Consider the following 18,411-nt stretch of genomic DNA (forward strand, 5'->3'; position numbering starts at 1 on the left):
ACGGGCACGAGAGAAAGAAGTCGTGACATGACCGGCACACCCGATCCGAAGCTCGCAGGCCTGAACGTCGAGGGCAACATCACCACCGACTCCGTCGAAGACACCAACCACGACGGTGTGCCCGAGACGGTCCACATGCACGACGACGCCGGAAACAAGATCGACGCGGTCATCGGCGACAACGGCGACGTGACCTTCACCGAGAACGGCAAGCCCGCCGGAACGGTCACCGCCGACGAGCTGAACTCGGGTACCCAGGACTCGAGTGCCCAGGACTCGAGTGCCCAGGACTCGAGTGCCCAGGACTCGGGCGCCCAGGACTCGGCTACACAGTCGGCTGACTCCTCCGCGCCGACGGAAACCCAGGTCCCCGAATCGAATTCGGAGCACGACGCCAAGCCGAACATCACCTCGGAAGCGCCCTACTCCGAGAAGTCTGACGCCGAGAAGTCTGACGCCGAGAAGTCTGACGCCACGCCCCCTGTGAGCCCCGCGGATGCGCACTCCGACACCTCGTCGCCTTCGGAACCGGCTCCCACCGCAGCACCGCCGGAGGCAGCGGCACCGACTGAGGCAGCCGCGCCGACCCATGCCGCTCCGCAGGCCGAGGCCCAGGCACCGACCGAGGCCCAGGCACCGACCCAGGCCGCCGCGCCGACCGAGGCCGCGGCGCCCCAGCAGACTCCCGCTGAGTCGGAGAATGGCCTGCACGTTGATTCAGCTGTCGACACCGACGGTGACGGCAACGCCGACGTCGTCCACCTCACCGACGATGCGGGAAATCACCTCAACGCCTACCTCGACAACGCGGGCAACGTCACGCTGGTCGAGGGTGACGCCAACCATGACGGCAAGGTGGATACGGTTGCCTACGCCGGCGAGGACGGCACCACGATCGTCGAATCCGATACCGATGGCGACGGACACGCCGACCTGCGCTCGATCCTCGACGAGCGTGGCGAGGTCCGTGAGGTCGACACCCTCGACACCCACGGCAACGTCACGAGCGCCACGCTGGATCTGAACCAGGACGGCACCCCCGACGTCAAGCTCATCGACACCGATCACGACGGCAAATTCGACACCACGGTCCTCGACGTCGACCACGACGGCGTTCCCGACACCGTGCTTTCCGACACCGATGGTGACGGCAACGCCGACACCGTGAGCTACATCTACGGCGGCCCGGACGGCGCCACCGATCCGTCGGCACACGACGAGTCGCACGAGACGTACGGCACCGACTCGCACACCTACGACGATCACGCCACGCACAACGACGCTCACGCCGATCTGCACGGAGACGCATCCGTCTGATCGACCATCAGTCTGCTTGTCCTGCAGTCTGATCGACCGTCGAATCGGCGGGCCACCAACGTTCGAACAACGCCGGGCGGCAGCCCCAACGCAGATCGCGGGGGCAGCCGCCCGGCGTTCGTCGCGGCGCGTGCGCGTCGTTCACCCATGCAGAAGGCGGACATTCGATGACAACCACTGTTCCGATGCGCGGCAGCGTGAGCGTCGAATCGCGTGTGTACGCGCTCGGTGACACGACGCGGATCGCAGTGGGATCGGCCCTCGACAACGACATCGTCGTCGACCACCGGGATGTGCGCGAACACCATCTCGTGATCGAATGGCGTGACGACACATGGCATCTCGTGAGTGTCGACGGGGCAACGCTCGTCTCGTCGGGTGCCGCGGTGGTTGATCTCCCGATCACCTCGACGGCAGCGGTACATCTGGGGCCGCCGTTGCCACCTGAGTGGGAAGCCTGTGCGTCTGCCAGATTCGACGCCCCGCTCGCGACCGAAGACATCCAGCATGACCCGTTCACCGACACGCGAGCAGTGACACTCGTCGGACGTGCCCCTACGAACAACCTCGTCGTCGACGACGTGCTCGTCTCCCGACACCACGCCCGCCTCATCAGCGGGTCCGGCGCGCTGCATCTCGAGGATCTCGGCAGTGTCAACGGCACATTCGTCAACGGACACCGGATCGGGCGAGTGGCAGTCACCGACGGCGACACCGTTACCGTCGGTAACACCGACCTCGTCGTCAGCCGCAGCGGTCTCGTCGCAGCTGAAAACGCTTCCGGGCCAAACGCTTCCGACTACAGCGCTTCTGGGTCCAACGCTTCTGGGGGCGGCCTGCAGGTCGAGGGCATCGGACTCGTCGTCGACCGCACCAAAGAACTCCTTCATGACGTCGATCTCGTCGCCCGGCCGGGCACGTTGACAGCACTCGTCGGCCCATCCGGCGCGGGCAAGTCGACACTGTCGAAGATCGTCGCCGGCCTGACCGCTCCGACGTCGGGTCGGGTGTTGTTCGACGGACACGACGTCCACGCCGAGTACGAGTCCCTGCGCACCCGCATCGGTATGGTGCCCCAACACGACGTGCTGCACCGCAAACTGACTCTGCGGCAGGCACTTCGGTTTGCCGCCGAGCTTCGGCTCCCCGAGGACCTTCCCGAATCCGAGCGCGACCGCGTGATCGCGGGAGTGCTCGGCGAACTCCAACTGTCCGAGCACCTCGACACCCGCGTCGACGCGTTGTCGGGTGGCCAGCGCAAACGAGCGTCGGTGGCGATGGAATTGCTCACCGGCCCTTCGCTTCTCATCCTCGACGAGCCGACGTCGGGTCTTGATCCGGCACTCGACAGACAGGTCATGGCCACGCTGCGGCGACTCGCCGACGCCGGGCGCACGGTCATCGTCGTCACGCATTCGCTGACCCTCCTCGCCATGTGCGATCAGGTGTTGTTGCTCGCACCCGGCGGCAAGACGGCGTTCTGCGGACACCCTGCCGAGGTCACGCCGGCGATGGGGAGTAGCGACTGGGCCGAGATATTTGCCTACGTCGCAAGCCATCCCGACGATGCCCACCGCAGGCACCTCGCGCGGGCCGACGGACACGTCTCGCATCGACACCGTTCGACGCCGAGCACGCGGGTCGTGCGGACGCCTCCCCAGACCAGCGCTCAGCGCCAGGCGAGCACGATAGCGCGGCGGCAACTGCGACTGATCCTTGCCGATCCCGGTTACCTTGCCTTTCTCGTGGTGATGCCGGTCGTGTTGGGGCTGCTGACGTTGGTGATCCCCGGCAGTGCCGGTTTCGGCGTAAACACGGCGCAAGACACCGCGGGCGAATCGCTTCAGGTCCTCGTCATCCTGGTGATCGGTGCCTGCTTCATGGGAATGGCGCTGACCGTCCGCGATCTCGTCGGTGAACGCGACATCTTCGAACGTGAACGCGCAGTGGGACTTCGACCCGGCTCGTACCTGACCGCCAAGATCGGCGTCTACTTCGGCGTGGCGATCGCGCAATCGGTGGTGATGGTGGTGATCTGCTATCTGGGCAAGGGGCTGCCGTCCGGAGGTGTCGTCGGAGCGGCGCCGGTCGAGTTGCTCGGCGCGGTCGCGCTCATCGCCTGCCTGAGTACGGTTGTCGGACTTGCCATTTCGGCCGCGGTGAAATCCAACGAACAGACGATGCCGCCGTTGGTCATCCTCGTCATCTCGCAACTTGTGTTCTGCGGCGGGCTCTTTCGGCTCAGCGCGCCGGGTCTGTCGCAGCTCGCGTGGCTCTTCCCGTCGTACTGGGGGTACGCAGCATCGGCGATGGCGGTGGACCTGCCGTCAGTCGCCCCGCTGGCCCCACAGACACGTGGGGCGCACCTCTGGGAGCCCGCATTCGGCAATGCGCTCCTGACTACGAGTGCGCTCGCGTTGCTCGGCGTGCTTCTGATCGCGTACACGGCGTCGAAGCTCCAGTTGAAACGATAACGACCCGAGTGACCTACCTCACAGAAGGTTTTCGACGCCGCGCGGCACATTCGGAGGGTGTCGGCGCATCCAATCTCTGACGGTGCGAGAAGCGCGCCGAACGATCTGAGGAGACGCGATGTACCCCAGCCAGAACCAGCCGATGCCCGCTTACCGTGGCGCAACCCAGGCCGGACTCGACGGCCGCACCACCGTGATGCGGCCATCGGGTCGTGACCTGAATGCGGCTTCCGTGCAGCGCCCATCGCTGCAGGAGAACCCGTCGACGTCGTGCCCGCCGTCGAACATGGGTTGGGCGGCCGCGGCGCTGCTCTTCTTCTGGCCGCTGGCCTTCGCGTCATTCAGCAATGCGGGCAGTGTCGCGACGCTCTGGCTCTCCGGCGACCGCGTCGGCGCGCAGCACGCGTCCGACCAGGCGAAGAAGCTCGGAAAGTACTCGTTGATCGCGTTCGCGGTACTGTTCGTGCTCTCGATCGTGCTTTACGTCGTGGTGATCGCATCGGCGGTGTCATCGATGTCGGCCTACCGCGCCTGACACGCACCTGGCAGCATCTAACCGAGAAAGCCGGCGCGCAGTCGAACAAACAGCCGCCCGCTACGAACGAAGGAGACACGGATGAGCGCTGAGGACGACTCCATCCTGACTGCGCTGGGCATCTCGCCCGACGACGTGCAGGCCCCTCCGCCGGGAGTGTTCGAGCACGCGCTGTACGCAGCATTCGAGTCCGACGCCCCGGCCGACGACAGCACCGTCCCCGACATGGACGACGAGCCCGTCGTGCCGGCTGACGACGGCGTTGTCGTCGAGGACGGCATCTATCACGAAGACGGCCAGAACCACGACGGTCACAACGACGGCGGCCACGACAACGGCGATGGCCACAACGACGGCGGTGCGGTGTCGGCCGATCCCGCGGTCCTGCACGACGACGATCCGACGTTGCAGCACGACGATTCGACCGGCCACGACGTCGACCTCGCCGACCACGATTACGGCGATCACGACGGTGGTAGTGGACATCACGACGGGGGCGACTACCACCTGTGAATCGACCGACAAGCATGACGCGCGGGAAGCAAGCGCAATGAGCAAAGTACTGGACAACGTACGTAGTCTGCGCACCGGTGGCACCCGTCACCGGTGCGCAGGCGTGTGATTGATCGAGAGCATCTGTGGACGAAGCGGCACTCGTGATGGCTGCCCGCGACGGCGACCAACGCGCCTTCGCGGATCTGGTCAACGCCCATCGCAACCAGATCTGGGCCGTCTGCTTGCAGATCTGCGGGAACCAGCACGACGCCGAGGACGCGCTCCAGGCGACGCTGCTCGCCGCGTGGCGCAACCTCGACAAGTTCCGCGGCGAGGCGAGATTCTCCACCTGGATGCACCGGATCGCAGCCAACAATGCGCTCGCGTTGATCCGCAAGCGTAAGGCGAACACCACGCTCACCGACTTCAGCGATCCCGAGGCGCCGGTGACGCTCGACGCCGATGACTCGGCCCCTCGGTTCGACGAGCAAATCGCGCTGCGCGATGCGTTACGCGATGCGCTGCAACAACTTTCCGACGATATTCGTGAGGCCGTCGTTCTGCGCGAGTTCGGTGACTTCAGTTACGCCGACATCGCCGAGCATCAGGGCGTCGGCGTGCAGACGGTGAAATCCAGGCTCAACCGTGGTCGCACACAGCTCGCACAGTATCTCCGCGTCAACACGACCGTGGAGCCATAGCGCGCGTTCGGATGTCGTTACTGCTGCCAGGGCTGTGCTGACCGCGGATCAACGTAGTCACGACGACGGTGGTCGCCGAGAAGAGCGAAATCCTCAGCGACAGTTGCGGCCAATTCGACGAACGCGCGCCGCGTCGACTTGGCAAGGAGATCAAGATCGACCTCTGCACCCTCGGACAGGTGGTCGTCGAACGGGATCACCTGCACGGCACGGGTTCGTGCGAGGAAGTGTTGCGCCAGTTGGGTGAGATCGATGCTGGCGCTGCCACGTCGGGGTCCGCTCAGGACGACAATCGCCCGTGACACCAGGTGGCCGTAGCCGTGCGCTTCTAGCCAGTCGAGGGTCGCGCTGGCGCTGCGTGCACCGTCGAGGGCGGCCGTCGAGACGATGATCAACGAGTGCGCGAGGTCGAGGACGCCGTCCATCGCCGAATGCGACAGTCCTGTTCCGCAGTCGGTGAGGATGATGTTGTAGAAGCGCTCGAGAACCTGAATCACCGTGCGGTAGTCCTGCTCGTCGAACGTCTCTGCGGTGGCCGGATCACGTTCGGAGGCAAGGACTTCCAGTCGACTCGCAGACTGTGACGTGTGTCGTCGGACATCGGAGTAGCGGTGGATCTGCTCGTCGAGGAGAACGTCTTGCACCGTCGACGATGTCTGCTGCGGAACACGCTGTGACAGCGTCCCGAGGTCGGGGTTGGCATCGACGGCGATCACGCGATCGCCTCGCAGACTGGCGAACGTCGAGCCGAGACCCACTGTGGTGGTTGTCTTTCCGACGCCTCCCTTGAGTGACAGCACCGCGATCCGGAAGTCTCCGTGGACCGGAGCATTGAGCTGCCTGACCAATTCGTCGTGATACACCGTTGCGCGCGACTCGCTGGGGCTGATCGTGCCTCCGGAGATGCGGTGCACCGTGCGTCGCCAGCCCGATCGCGGTGGTCGACGTGCCTTGCGGAGGAGCATGCCGGAGTCGAGTCCGGGTGCGTACTGATCCTGCGGCGCAACGGGTCCGCCGAAGTGCGGCGCTCCGAATCCTGTGGGGGCCCCGAATGCTGTTGGGACACCGAATCCTGTGGGGGCCCCGAACTGATGGGGTACACCCTGCGGTTGGCCTTGCTCGGGTGGGGTCTGTTGGGGCGGCCCTTGTTGAAGTGCGGCAAACGGGGGGCCGGCGTGTGGTGGCAGTGATTGAGGTGGCACTGCGTGAGTCGGATCAGTAGGTGGCCGACGCTCCGTGGTTGTTGGCAGCGGGACCCACGAGGGAATTGGCGGCGTTTGCGGTAGCGCAGACGTGGCCTCAGGAACTGTCGGATGCTGGCCGGGGGGTGGTATGGGCACGTTCGGCGTCGGCGGCACCACCGGACCTACGGTTGCCCGGACATCAGATTCCTCGCCACCGGAACGCGACTGCTGGTATTGCTCAGTGTCTGATTGGTTGACGTCGTCGTCGTCGATCGAAGGTGGCGGGACGTGAGTACCGCCACCCAGCCATGGGGGTACGGTAGGCACCTGGTTGTTGTTGACCGTCACGTTTGGCCTCGCAATGTCGGGGTTCGGACCCGACAATACAGTGGTGTCTCCTGAGGGCGCTGAATCGCAGTTGCGTGACCCAGGGTGAGCGCTGGAGTGCGAATATCCGTGCCGAAGTCGGCCGGTTGGGAATGGACGCATGTGGCGAGCGCGGAGAATCGAAAGTAGGTGACTGGGCCAGCGTGCCGGACGTGCAGACACTGTCGGGGCAATGACAGTGCTTCAGCCAATCGAGGGCTTCGAGCCGGGAGGTGCACTTCCAAAGGGATGAGCCCGTCGGGATGTTGAAGTCCGAGTACAAAATCTTGCGCTCTGTGGCCAGCGATCTTGAGCGGTCGCGCGAAAGGCCTTGCGCGGGGTTCGAGCGGCGGACGGCGCAGTCCTAATTTCGATCGGGTCGGAGTGGCCGACCAACAACCAGCCGGTCCCCAGGTGTGATCGTGCGAGATCACCCGATCACCCGATCGCGCCGCCCTGATCGGACAGCAGGTCCTTCGGTATCTGCTGGCCCGAGCGGATGGCGTCGAAGAATTGTTTGGTGTTGTCTCCCACGGCAAGTGAGTCGCCGTCGTCGGTCTGTTCCGGACCGCCGGTCGGTGTGGTCGTGGTGATCGGATCATCGCTGAGCCACCACCCGAGCATGCCCAGGTTCCACAGGTGCGTCGAGTTGTCGACGGTCAAGCCGTCGACCGCACCGCTGATGAACGGGAACAGGCGGAACGGGTTGAGCAGCACGCCTGGGCTGGTGGCCTTCGACATCAAGGCCGACAAGAACTTTCGCTGATTGACGACGCGCTCGAGGTCGGCGTTGGGGAATGCTCGGGTGCGGACCAAACCGAGCGCCTGTTGCCCGTTGAGATCGTGACACCCCTTGGTCAGGTTGAGTCCCGCCTTGGGGTCGTGGAGCGATTGGTCGATGCAGATGTTCACGCCGCCGACAGCGTCGACGAGGGTGTCGAACCCGCCGAAGCCGATCTCGGCGTAGTGGTCGATCCGGATGCCGGTGAGTTGCTCTATGGTTTTCGCCAGCAGTTGCGGACCGCCGAAGTTGTAGGCCGCGTTGATCTTGTAGCTGCCCTGACCGGGGATCGGGACGTAGAGGTCGCGCGGGATGCTGATCAGCGTGGCCTTACCGCTGGGGGGCTTGTACGCGAGCATGATGGTGTCGGTGCGTGACCCGTCGCTGTCGCCGGTCGCGAGATTGTCCTTCTGCTGCTGGGTCAATCCCTCGCGGGAGTCGCTGCCGACGATCAGCCAGGTTGTGCCGGGGGTGTCGGAGGGACGGCCAGCGTAACCGGGCAGAGCGTCGACGCGGTGCAGTTTGCTGTCGTAGTAGAAGAACAGTCCCAGCGACCCGAGGACGATCACGAGCAGGATGATCAGGATGATCCTGCCGATGCGTCTGGGTCGGCCGAGCTTCGGTCGACGGAACTTCGGCATGCGGCGTCGAGCTGGCGACGCGGGGGCTGCGGTCTGACCACGATCCGGACGTCGCGGGGGAGCAGACGATCCGCCGCGCGACCGGCGGTCGTCGGGCGACACCGGCTCGGGCTTTTGCGTCGGCGCGTACGCGCGTGCGGCACCGGCACCCGCCGCTGCACCCGCTGCTGCGCCGACCGCGGCGTGCGAGGGCTTGGGGTTCACGGGTCCGGCGTGATCTGCGCCGCGCGGGGAGGGCTGTCGTGAGGGTCCGGGAGGCGCGGGGCGTCGAGGACTCGGTTGCGGGGGCCGGGCACGATCGGGCGCCGCCGACCACGCCAACGGTGGCTGGTACTCCGCAGCGCGTCGACCCCGATCGTTTCCGTTGGCCCCCGGCACCTGGCGGGTCGGGTCGTAGGCATTTGGGGGTGCGGCGTTCGGGGGTGCGGCGTTTGGATGGGCGCCGTTTGGGGACGCGGGACGTCGAGGCTGTCCCTGTTGCCGTGGGTCGCCCTGGCGAGCGGGATGCGGTGCGGGAGTGCGAGGTCGTTGGTCAGCGGGCGGCTGCGGTGCGGGATTTCGCCGCTGACCTGCGGGAGCGCGGTCTCTTCCAGGCGGCACGGGCGCCGGATTCCGCGGCTGCTGCTCGTGCGGCGACGGACCACCGCGGCGCCGCATGTAGCGCGGATCTGGCTCGTTCATCAGATCAAATGTACGCGGGCGCCTGGGCACCAAGCGTCATTCACACAGCGCACGGGCCGATCGCGTGTGCTCAGCCGACCCAACCGAGGTGATCGTGGAGCAGTGCGTACCCGACGAACGCCACGACGTCGATCACCGCGTGCGCGATGACCAGCGGCCACACCCGGTTGGCGAGCTGGTAGTAGCGCCCGAAGACGAGACCCATCACGACGTTCCCGATGCCCGCGCCGACACCCTGGTACAGGTGATAACCCCCACGCAGTAGGGCGCTCGCGGCCAACGACGCGTTCTCCGACGCGCCGAGCTGTCGCAGCCGCGTGATGAAGTAGGCGACGACGATGATCTCCTCTGCGGCGGCATTGCCGATTGCGATGGCGATCAGCACCGGCCAATGCCACCACGGACCGTCGACCTCGCTGGGGACGAGGTGAGCGTTCATTCCGAGAGCTCGTGCCGCGGCGACGAGCGCCAACCCGGGCAGTCCGATCGCGGCAGCGAGCACAAGACCCGGCGGGACGTCGCGGCCGCTGAGGCGGGCGAGTCCCACGGTGCGCAGGCGCAGGCCGGACCGCCAGAGGAGATAGACGCCCAGTCCGGCGATCGCGAATAGTCGTAGCACGCTCATGAGCTGCCGCAGGAAATCGATCAGCCCGACGGACGAGCGGCTCGGATTGAGTGCGACCGTCGCGTTGCCGACACCGCTGGTCAGCTGCAGTTCGATCAGCGAGAGGATCGCCGAGATCGCCGAGAAACCGAAGGTCAGCACGCCGACGATGACGAGTTCGACGATCAACGCACGCCGCTCGCGGGGGTCGTCGACCACCTCGACGACTCGCTGCGGCGCTGGTCGGAGGATCGCACCGACCCCGCGCCTCACGTCGACCATGGCCGACAGCCTACGGCGCCGGGCTGGGGCGGGGTTGGGCTGGAACCCGGGGAAGGGTCGCGCGGGTGGGCCGGACCCCGTGGGGGTGCGTGGCCGTCGCGCAGAAACTAGGGGAAGAGTGCGCGGCGGCGAGCTGGACCCCGTGGGGTGCGTTGCCGTCGTGCAGAAACTAGGGGAAGGGTTCTTTCCCCGACTCTTGTACCTTTGCTCGAGTTGTTTCGCGCGGAAGGGCAAGCGACTAGGGGAAGGGTCGCGCGGCCGCGCTGGAACCCGGGGAAGGGTCGCGCCGTCAGTCGGGAACCCGGGGAAGAGTTGCGCGGCGGTGGGCTGACCGCCGCTGTGGGTGTGGGCCGTCGTGCAGAAACTAGGGGAAAGATTCTTTCCTCGACTCTTGTGCCGTTGCTCGCGTTGTTTCGCGCGGAAGGGGAAGGGACTCGGGGAAGAGCCGCCCGGGCCGGCCGGAACTAGGGGAAGAGCCGAGCTGGCGGGTCGGAACTAGGGGAAGAGCTGAGCGCGCGGGCCGGAACTAGGGGAAGAGTCGCGCGGCCGCGCTGGAACCCGGGGAAGAGTCGGGCGCGCGGTCGGCAGCCCTCCCGACCGCGCGCCCTGGCAGTCCAGCCGATCGAGACGAGGGGGTCTTCTGATTCGACTGGGCGGGGGTAGTCTTGTTTAATCCGGCAGGCTGTTCATAAACGGACAACCGGCCAGGTTGCGCAGCGCGCGCGACAACTCGCTGACGTCGTTCACCGGATGGGGGAACGGAAGTCGGACGTCGGAGTCGCCGGCCGAACCCTCGACGCGGAACCGTAGTCCGAAGCGGTCGAGTCCGAGTGGGCGTACCCGGCCCTGCCGCAGGTGACGCGGAAGTCGACGTGCGAGTTGGTCGACGATGTCGGCGTGCGCGGCGTCGAGGTGACTGATCCAGTCGTTCTCGTACTCCCAGAACGGATCCGGCTCTGCGCGAGCGAGTTCGTCTGCGGCGACCGACGCCGCACCCGCGCCGCATGCGACGACGGCGGTCTCGATCTGCAGTCGCATCATCGACCGCCCGTGTCCGATGTCGAGGAGCCCTTCGTCGGGGTGCTCGGTGGCGATCTCGACGGCGAGGTCGCGTTCGAGATTGGCCGGGACGTGGTGCAGGCGTCCGTTGAGCCAGATCAGGGAGCGGACCCGTTCGCGCAGGTCGATGGGTGCGCAGTCGGTGACCTCGACCATCGCGGGCAAGCCGTCGGGACTCTCGACGGCCGCTCGCATCGCCGGTCCCCCGGTGGGGACCAGGATGAACGCCTGCGTGTCGAAGAGGTGGACCAGGTCGACCTGGGTCGGGGTGGCGAGGTCGGCCTCGTGGCTGTGCAGTGCACTCTGCGACGGCTCGACGGGTGATTCGACGGCCAGCATCGCGCTTCCCGCCCTTCGACATGCGGTGGCGATGACCTCGGCGTCCGTCGGTCTGTCGGTGACGGCTCGTGTCATGCGGTACTCACTCCCGGTCGGCTGATGTGCTGTCCAGCTCATAATAGGTAACCCTAACCTAAAGTCGCTTCGGGTGATCCGTCAATGGTTGCAATCGCGTGGAATCTGACGAGGGGGCTGCCGCTTTCGGTGCAGCGCTCGGCGTCGAGCGGGCGCTTCTTCGACGTTTCGTCGACGGTCGACGGTTTGTCTGCGCAGGTCAGGGAGATGTTCACTTTGTGTCGACTAAGCTCGGGTCGTGTCAGTGTTCGCGTACTTCGGTCCGGCAGGGACCTTCACCGAGATGGCGTTGGACAAGATCCTCGCGACCGAAACGGGCGCCGCAGGGGTTCCGCGCCGCGACGACAGTGACGAGGTGTCCAAGGTGGCGGCGCCCAGTCCGGCCGCCGCGATCGCGATGGTCCGCGCCGGAGACGCCGACTTCGCGTGCGTCCCCATCGAGAGTTCGCTCGAGGGATCGGTACCGGCGACGATGGACGCGCTCGTCCCCGACGGTTCCAAGCGTGTGCAGGTCGTCGCCGAAACCGTGCTCGACGTCGCATTCGCCATCGCCGCTCCCACGGCCATCGATGCGTCGCAGGTGAAACGGATCGCCGCGTACCCCGTCGCGTCGGCTCAGGTCCGATCCTCCGTCGAAAAGCTCTATCCGGGAGCCGAATTCGTCATCGCGTCATCGAATGCCGGTGCGGCACAAGATGTTGCCGCCGGTAAGGTCGACGCCGCGGTGACCACGCGCCTGGCAGCAGAACTGTCGGAGCTGACCGTGATCGCCGACGACGTGTCGGATGCTGTCGACGCCACGACGCGATTCCTCCTCGTCGGCAGACCGGTGTCGCCTCCGCCGCCGACCGGCACCGACCGCACCGCCGTGATCCTCGAACTGCCGAACGAGCCCGGTAGCCTCATGTCGGCGATGAATCAATTCGCTTCGCGTGGAATAGATCTCACTCGAATCGAATCTCGACCTCGGCGCGATCCGGATACCGGCGAGTCCAATCCCGGACAGTATCGATTCTTCCTCGATGCCGTCGGACATATCGACGACGACGCGGTGGCCGAAGCGCTTCAAGCGCTCTATCGCGACGCCGAGCACATCGTGTATCTGGGGTCGTGGACGGCGCGCGGCGTGATCGGCTCGCCGCCGCCGGATCATCGACCGGGCATGGAGTGGGTCTCGGCGATGCGTCGAGGAGATGGAGATGTCGAGGATGGTGATGACTGATGGCCCGTCTGTATTTGGTTCGCCACGGCGAGACAACGTCGAACGTGATGCGTCGACTCGACACCGCACTACCCGGCGCCGCGCTCACCGATTTCGGTGTGCGACAAGCAGTTCGGTACGGCTTGGAGAATCAGGTCGAGCGCACCGGTGACGCCGGGCCGGTGCTGCTGAGTTCGCAGGCGACGCGCGCCCAGCAGACCGCAGAGGTCATCGCGTCGGTGTGGGGCGCCGACGCCGAAGTCGTGCCCGGGGTGCACGAGGTGCAGGCCGGCGAGCTCGAGGACCGCACCGACGACGAGGCGCACGGCGCCTTCCGCGAGATCCTCGACCGCTGGTACTCGGGCGACCCCGACGCCCCGATCCCCGGCGGCGAGTCGCTCACGATGGTGTTCGAGCGGTACCTGCCCGCGGTCACCGATCTCGCGCAGCGCTACCTCAGCGGACCCGACGCCCGCGACGTGTACCTGGTCAGCCACGGCGCGGCGATTCGACTCGTCGCCGCACACCTCGCGGGCATCGACGGAAAGTTCGCTGCCGCAACGCATTTGCCCAACACCGGCTCCGTCGAGTTGGAGTACACCGACGGCCTGTGGGTCCCGCACCGCTGGGGCGCCACCCGCGCCCCGTTCGCACTCGTCGACGAGCCCCTCGTCGCCGACCCGATGGGGTAGGTGGCCGGGGCGCGCGGCGGTTGCGTGGGACCGGGGCGGGCCGTGCCGGCGCTCCGACGCGCGGGAAGTAGGGGAAGGTTTGTGCCGCTGGGGGTTCAGCCCCGCGGGGCGTGCGCGCCGTCGTGCGGGAAGTAGGGGTGCGGGAAGTAGGGGTGCGGGAAGTAGGGGTGCGGGAAGTAGGGGTGCGGGAAGTAGGGGAAGGGTTCTTTCCTCGGGTTGTGTACGTTTCCGTGAGAAACAACGCGAGCAAAGGCACGAGAGTCGGGGAAAGAATCTTTCCCCTAGTTTCTGCGCGGCGCGGTGCACCCACCGCCGGGTTCAGCGCTGCGCCGTGCAGGTCGGCGGGGTTCTGCGCGACGTCGCGCAACTCTTCCCCTAGTTCCAGCGCGCTGGCGTGGCTCTTCCCCGGGTCCCGTGCCCTTGCGCGAGAAACAACTCGAGCAAAGGCACAAGAGTCGGGGAAAGGTTCTTTCCCCTAGTTTCTGCGCGACGCGGCGCGACCTCCGCGCCCCGGCCCGCGCCCAACTCCGACGCGCCGCGCTCCTACCCTCAGCCCCAGCCGTGCGCGTGGAGCCAGGCGTCGTCGATGCCGAAGTGGTGGGCGATTTCGTGGATCACCGTGACCGCGACCTCGTGGACGACCTGCTCGCGGGTGTGGCACATCCAGAGGATCGGCTCGCGGTAGATGGTGATGGTGTCGGGTAGGAAGCCGCCGTAGTCGTGGTCGCGGCTGGTGAGCGCGACGCCCGAGTACAGCCCGAGAATGTTCGGCAACTCGGGGTTGTTCGGCTCGACGAGGATCACCACGTTGTCGATGGCGTCGGTCAGTTCCTTCGGGATGGTGTCGAGTGCATCGGACACCAGGCCCTCGAACTCGTCGTCGGACATGGCGACGGGCATGGGTGTACTCCTGATCAGCCCGCGGGGGCGGGGACCTCTTCGGGGTTCGGTTGGATGCCGGGCGGTAGTGGGACCGGTGTGGGCAGGACTCGGCCGGGGGGTGCCTGCGGCGGCGGTGCCGGGAGCTTGCCGTTGATCAGGAGTGTCTGGCGCGCGTCGCCGACGAGCGTCGCGAATCCGCCGCGGTCGGGCAACCCGATGTAGCAGACCACCTTGCGGCTGCCCGCGAGCCAGCTCGGCTCGCTGATCACCGACCACTGCGTGTTGAGCGTGGTGGCGTCGAGCTTCTCCTTGCCGCCGAGGAATCGCTGCGCCTGCGCGGGGCAGATTCCGGCCAAGAACTTGTTCTGCTCGTCGATCTGCGGCCACGGCTTGCCCGACGTCCGGTTGCCGAAACGTGCAGACAGGTCGACGATGCCGGTCGTCTGGAACGCGTGCGGCTCACTGCAGCCGACGACCGTGGCGGGCACCGTGGGGCGTCGAGTCTGCTGATCGATACCGATGCACGTGCCCGGTGGCCACGAGAACGATTGGTCGTTGTCGACGACGCGGCCGGTCACCTGGTCGGGCTGACCACCCTTGCCGGTCTGCTGCAGTCCGCAGCGTAGTTCGCGAGCGCCCTTGTCCCACTGCGCTTGTGAGGGGAACATCATGCCGACGGAGAAGCGCCCCTGGGGATCGAGTTTGCCCTGCAGATAGTCGTCGACGATGACCGGGCATTGCTCGTCGCGGATCGCGGCGAATCGCTCGGCGCCGGGCCACGCCGCGGAGTCGCCGAATTCCGATCCGGGAAGGACCGCGGTGTTGAGCGGACCGGCAACCTCGAAGCGATGCGGTTGGTCGCACCCCACCTTCGACGGCTGGCCGGGCTGCCCGTCGGGCCAATCGAGGCAGTCGCCCGCGACCGACCGAGTGAACGCGTTCTGTGTCAGGCGCTCGTTCTCGCCGATGTCGGTGCTTCCGACGTTCCCGTTGTCGGTGAACGAGCCGAGCGCAAACGCGATGCCGCCCGCGACGATCGCACCGATCACGATCGCCGCCAGCACCACCCGCATCGGGTTCGCGGCGAGCGCTCCAGTCACCCCGCGTCGACGCGTGGGTTCTGCGGTGGCGGCGTCGTCGGCGACGGGTCGCTCGGCCTCCGGTCGGTCACTCTCACCGGCCCCAGCCTCAACACCCGCTTCGTCGGCGATGGGTTCGAACTCTTCGGTGACCGGCTCGAGCTGCTCGGTGACCGGTTCGACGTGGTCGGTCGCCGAGGGGTCGGGCGTCTCGTCGTCGGACACCTTGTCGGGATCGTCGTTCATCGGCATCCATCATGCACTTTCCGAGCGTCCGGGTGCGCCGATACCTGTGCTTAGACTCGGACGGGTGAGCGCAGACGACCCCGAACCGAGTGCCGACGTCCAGGAACTGGCCGGACGACTCTTCGACATGGCCCGCTCGGGCGACGCCGCATCGCTTGCCGCCTACCTCGACGCCGGAGTGCCCGTTGACCTGCGCAATCAGTCGGGTGACTCGCTGCTGATGCTCGCCGCCTACCACGGGAACGTCGAGGCGGTGACCGCTCTCGCCGAGCGCGGCGCCGACGCCGACCTCGCCAACGACAAGGGCCAGACGCCCCTTGCGGGTGCCGTGTTCAAGGGATTCGACGACGTCGTCGCGGCATTGGTGAAGGCCGGAGCCGACCCTTTCGCGGGAACCCCGAGCGCCGACGACGCGGCGTCGATGTTCGGCCGAGCCGACTATCGCGGGCACTGGCAGTAGGCGCGGCAACGTCCGACGATCCGCCCGCCGGGCGCTCCAGTATCGTTGACAGGCGTGATCGACCTCAAAATCGTCCGCGACGACCCCGACCTCGTCCGCGCCTCGCAGCGCGTCCGCGGAGAAGACCCCGGCCTCGTCGACGTTCTGCTCGACGCCGACTCGACGCGTCGATCAGCCATCGTCGAAGCCGACTCGCTGCGCTCCGAGCAGAAGGCGCTCGGTAAGCAGGTCGGCAAGGCGTCCGGCGACGAGAAGGCAGCGCTGCTGGCCAAGGGCAAAGAGCTCGCCGATCAGGTCAAGGCTGCGGTCGCGCGGCAGAACGAGGCAGACGAGGCCGCGTCGAATGCGCAGCGCGCGATCTCCAACATCGTCGAGGGCGCGCCTCCCGGAGGCGAGGACGACTACGTCGTTCTCGAGCACGTCGGTCAGCCGCGGGAGATCGAGAATCCCAAGGACCACCTCGAACTCGGTGAGTCGCTCGGCCTCATCGACATGGAGCGTGGCGCGAAGGTCTCCGGCTCGCGGTTCTACTTCCTGACCGGTCAGGGCGCGATGTTGCAGCTCGGACTGCTCACGATGGCCGCGCAGAAGGCCACGGCCAATGGATTCACGCTGATGATCCCGCCGGTGCTGGTCCGCCCGGAAGTGATGGGCGGAACCGGCTTCCTCGGCGCACACGCCGATGAGGTCTACCACCTCGACAAGGACGACGATCTCTACCTCGTCGGAACGTCGGAGGTGCCGCTCGCCGGCTACCACATGGACGAGATCATCGACCTCTCCGACGGCCCGAAGCGCTACGCCGGATGGTCGACGTGTTTCCGACGCGAGGCGGGTAGCTACGGCAAGGACACGCGCGGCATCATCCGCGTGCACCAGTTCGACAAGGTCGAGGGCTTCGTCTACTGCAAGCCCGAGGACACCGCCGCCGAGCATCAGAAACTGCTCGGCTGGGAGAAGGAGATGCTCGCCGCGATCGACGTCCCGTATCGGGTCATCGACGTTGCCGGAGGCGACCTCGGGTCGTCGGCCGCACGCAAATTCGACTGTGAGGCATGGGTTCCCACGCAGCAGACGTATCGCGAGCTGACCTCGACGTCGAATTGCACGACGTTCCAGGCGCGTCGCCTGTCTATTCGGTACCGCGATGAGTCGGGTAAGCCGCAGGTCGCCGCGACGCTGAACGGAACGCTCGCGACCACGCGGTGGCTCGTTGCGATCCTGGAGAACCATCAGCAGGCCGACGGTTCGGTTGTGTTGCCCGACGAACTCGCGCGGTTCGTCGGTACCGACGTACTCAAGCCCCACGCCAAGACTCAGTAGCGCGGTATGACGCGTGGTGTGACGGCGACCTGGTCGCGGTGTGTGCTGGTGTCGCGATGACAATGGGAATCATCATCGCGGTGATCGGTGCGCTCTCGTTCGCGGCGGCATCTGTCCTGCAGGCGCTCGGCGCGGAGCGGGTGGCGCAGCGTGCTCAGCACAGGTCCGAATTGCGTTCGACCACACCACATCCGACGCTGCGCTCGACCGCTGCGACGATGCTGACGGTGCCGTTCCTCATCGGATTCGCGTTTGACATCGTCGGTTTCATCGCGACGATCGTGTCCGCGCGACTGATCCCACTGTTCCTCTCGCAGACCATCATCTCCGCGCGCATGGTCGCGACCGCGGTGCTCGCCGCGATCGTGCTGAAGGTGACTCTCACTTGGAGAGAATGGGTTTCGGGGGCGGTGGTCATCCTCTCGCTGATCCTGCTCGCGATATCTGCCGGGCGCGAGGGCTCCGACTACGACGCCTGGATGGGATGGGCGACGCTCGTCGCCGGACCGTTGCTGATCGTGATCGGCATCGTGGGAGCGCGCGTGCTCAAGCGTCGAATCGCGGCTTTCGCGGGACTCATCGCGGGCGCGATCTTCGGGGTCATGGCCGTGGCTTCCCGTGTGCTGACGGGTGTTTCACCGTTGCAGCCGGGAGTGCTTTTCACCGACCCCGCGCTCTATGCGCTCCTCATTAGTGGCATCGGCGGTTTCTATCTGTTCACCGTTGCGCTGCAGACGGGTTCGGTCAATGGCGCGGCCGCGGCGCTCGTCGTCGGACAAACGGTGCTGCCGGGCGCTGTTGGCATCATCTTTCTCGGCGACGTCACCCGCTCGGGCTGGGGGCCTGCCGCGATCGTCGCCTTCGTGGCCGCGGTCGTCGGCGGTGTGATCCTGGCATCGTCGGGCGCCGTGACCGCCGTCGAGAAAGCGGAATCGGTCAACCTGCCCGCCGGCTACGGGCACGGCAGCTGATACGTCGGGCCGTCGCGTTGCCG

16 protein-coding genes are annotated in these 18,411 nt (G+C 66.6%); 10 read left to right on the forward strand and 6 right to left on the reverse strand.

Annotated features, from left to right (window positions below; all coding sequences use genetic code 11):
- Positions 1-27: 27 nt before the first annotated feature.
- The 5 genes from GOSPT_RS11240 to GOSPT_RS11260 all read left to right on the forward strand — a co-directional run bounded on the left by GOSPT_RS11240 (position 28) and on the right by GOSPT_RS11260 (position 5,522).
- Positions 28-1,317, forward strand: coding sequence for a RodZ family helix-turn-helix domain-containing protein (locus GOSPT_RS11240; protein WP_005206173.1), 1,290 nt, complete (start codon positions 28-30; stop codon positions 1,315-1,317).
- Between the two features lie 167 nt (positions 1,318-1,484).
- The gene (locus GOSPT_RS11245; RefSeq protein ID WP_005206174.1) at positions 1,485-3,791 is read left to right on the forward strand and encodes an ATP-binding cassette domain-containing protein; all 2,307 of its coding nucleotides are present in this window, start codon (positions 1,485-1,487) and stop codon (positions 3,789-3,791) included.
- 118 nt (positions 3,792-3,909) lie between these two features.
- Complete coding sequence (locus tag GOSPT_RS11250; RefSeq protein WP_005206176.1) at positions 3,910-4,326, forward strand: CD225/dispanin family protein; 417 nt, start codon at positions 3,910-3,912, stop codon at positions 4,324-4,326.
- Between the two features lie 81 nt (positions 4,327-4,407).
- Positions 4,408-4,839, forward strand: coding sequence for a hypothetical protein (locus GOSPT_RS11255; RefSeq protein ID WP_005206178.1), 432 nt, complete (start codon positions 4,408-4,410; stop codon positions 4,837-4,839).
- 125 nt (positions 4,840-4,964) lie between these two features.
- Positions 4,965-5,522: an RNA polymerase sigma factor gene (locus tag GOSPT_RS11260; protein ID WP_005206179.1), complete on the forward strand. Its 558-nt coding sequence runs from the start codon at positions 4,965-4,967 to the stop codon at positions 5,520-5,522.
- A 17-nt stretch (positions 5,523-5,539) separates the two neighbouring features.
- Here the strand turns inward: GOSPT_RS11260 and GOSPT_RS24720 are convergent, their stop codons facing one another.
- From GOSPT_RS24720 to GOSPT_RS11280, 4 genes are all read right to left on the reverse strand, one after another.
- Positions 5,540-7,033: a MinD/ParA family ATP-binding protein gene (locus tag GOSPT_RS24720; RefSeq protein WP_414652006.1), complete on the reverse strand. Its 1,494-nt coding sequence runs from the start codon at positions 7,031-7,033 to the stop codon at positions 5,540-5,542.
- A gap of 477 nt (positions 7,034-7,510) precedes the next feature.
- A complete protein-coding gene (locus GOSPT_RS11270; protein WP_005206183.1) occupies positions 7,511-8,698 on the reverse strand; it encodes an LCP family protein in 1,188 nt (395 codons plus the stop codon).
- Positions 8,699-9,245: 547 nt separating this feature from the next.
- Positions 9,246-10,061: a CPBP family intramembrane glutamic endopeptidase gene (locus GOSPT_RS11275; protein WP_039855685.1), complete on the reverse strand. Its 816-nt coding sequence runs from the start codon at positions 10,059-10,061 to the stop codon at positions 9,246-9,248.
- Between the two features lie 669 nt (positions 10,062-10,730).
- On the reverse strand, positions 10,731-11,534 hold the full coding sequence (locus tag GOSPT_RS11280) for a DUF2470 domain-containing protein (RefSeq protein WP_039855686.1): 804 nt from the start codon (positions 11,532-11,534) through the stop codon (positions 10,731-10,733).
- A gap of 238 nt (positions 11,535-11,772) precedes the next feature.
- Here GOSPT_RS11280 and pheA point away from each other — a divergent pair, with 238 nt between their 5' ends.
- Positions 11,773-12,756, forward strand: a complete 984-nt coding sequence (gene pheA, locus GOSPT_RS11285; RefSeq protein ID WP_039855688.1) for a prephenate dehydratase — start codon at positions 11,773-11,775, stop codon at positions 12,754-12,756.
- A complete protein-coding gene (locus tag GOSPT_RS11290) occupies positions 12,756-13,427 on the forward strand; it encodes a histidine phosphatase family protein (RefSeq protein WP_005206191.1) in 672 nt (223 codons plus the stop codon). The genes pheA and GOSPT_RS11290 overlap by 1 nt, the downstream gene beginning before the upstream one ends.
- 549 nt (positions 13,428-13,976) lie before the next feature.
- Here the strand turns inward: GOSPT_RS11290 and GOSPT_RS11295 are convergent.
- A complete protein-coding gene (locus GOSPT_RS11295) occupies positions 13,977-14,327 on the reverse strand; it encodes a metallopeptidase family protein (protein WP_005206192.1) in 351 nt (116 codons plus the stop codon).
- Between the two features lie 14 nt (positions 14,328-14,341).
- Entirely contained in the window at positions 14,342-15,634 is a 1,293-nt protein-coding gene (locus GOSPT_RS11300; RefSeq protein WP_039855690.1) for a septum formation family protein, read from the reverse strand.
- A 64-nt stretch (positions 15,635-15,698) separates the two neighbouring features.
- Here GOSPT_RS11300 and GOSPT_RS11305 point away from each other — a divergent pair, with 64 nt between their 5' ends.
- From GOSPT_RS11305 to GOSPT_RS11315, 3 genes are read left to right on the forward strand one after another with little or no spacing between them, the layout of a single operon-like run.
- Positions 15,699-16,094: an ankyrin repeat domain-containing protein gene (locus GOSPT_RS11305; RefSeq protein ID WP_039855714.1), complete on the forward strand. Its 396-nt coding sequence runs from the start codon at positions 15,699-15,701 to the stop codon at positions 16,092-16,094.
- 54 nt (positions 16,095-16,148) lie between these two features.
- On the forward strand, positions 16,149-17,417 hold the full coding sequence (serS, locus tag GOSPT_RS11310; protein WP_039855691.1) for a serine--tRNA ligase: 1,269 nt from the start codon (positions 16,149-16,151) through the stop codon (positions 17,415-17,417).
- 56 nt (positions 17,418-17,473) lie between these two features.
- Positions 17,474-18,388 carry a DMT family transporter gene (locus GOSPT_RS11315; RefSeq protein ID WP_005206206.1) on the forward strand — a complete coding sequence of 305 codons (915 nt, stop codon included), beginning with the start codon at positions 17,474-17,476 and terminating at the stop codon, positions 18,386-18,388.
- The last annotated feature ends 23 nt before the right edge of the window (positions 18,389-18,411 follow it).

Origin of the sequence: Gordonia sputi NBRC 100414 (genome assembly GCF_000248055.1) — a bacterium.
In the GTDB taxonomy this organism is placed as follows: domain Bacteria; phylum Actinomycetota; class Actinomycetes; order Mycobacteriales; family Mycobacteriaceae; genus Gordonia; species Gordonia sputi.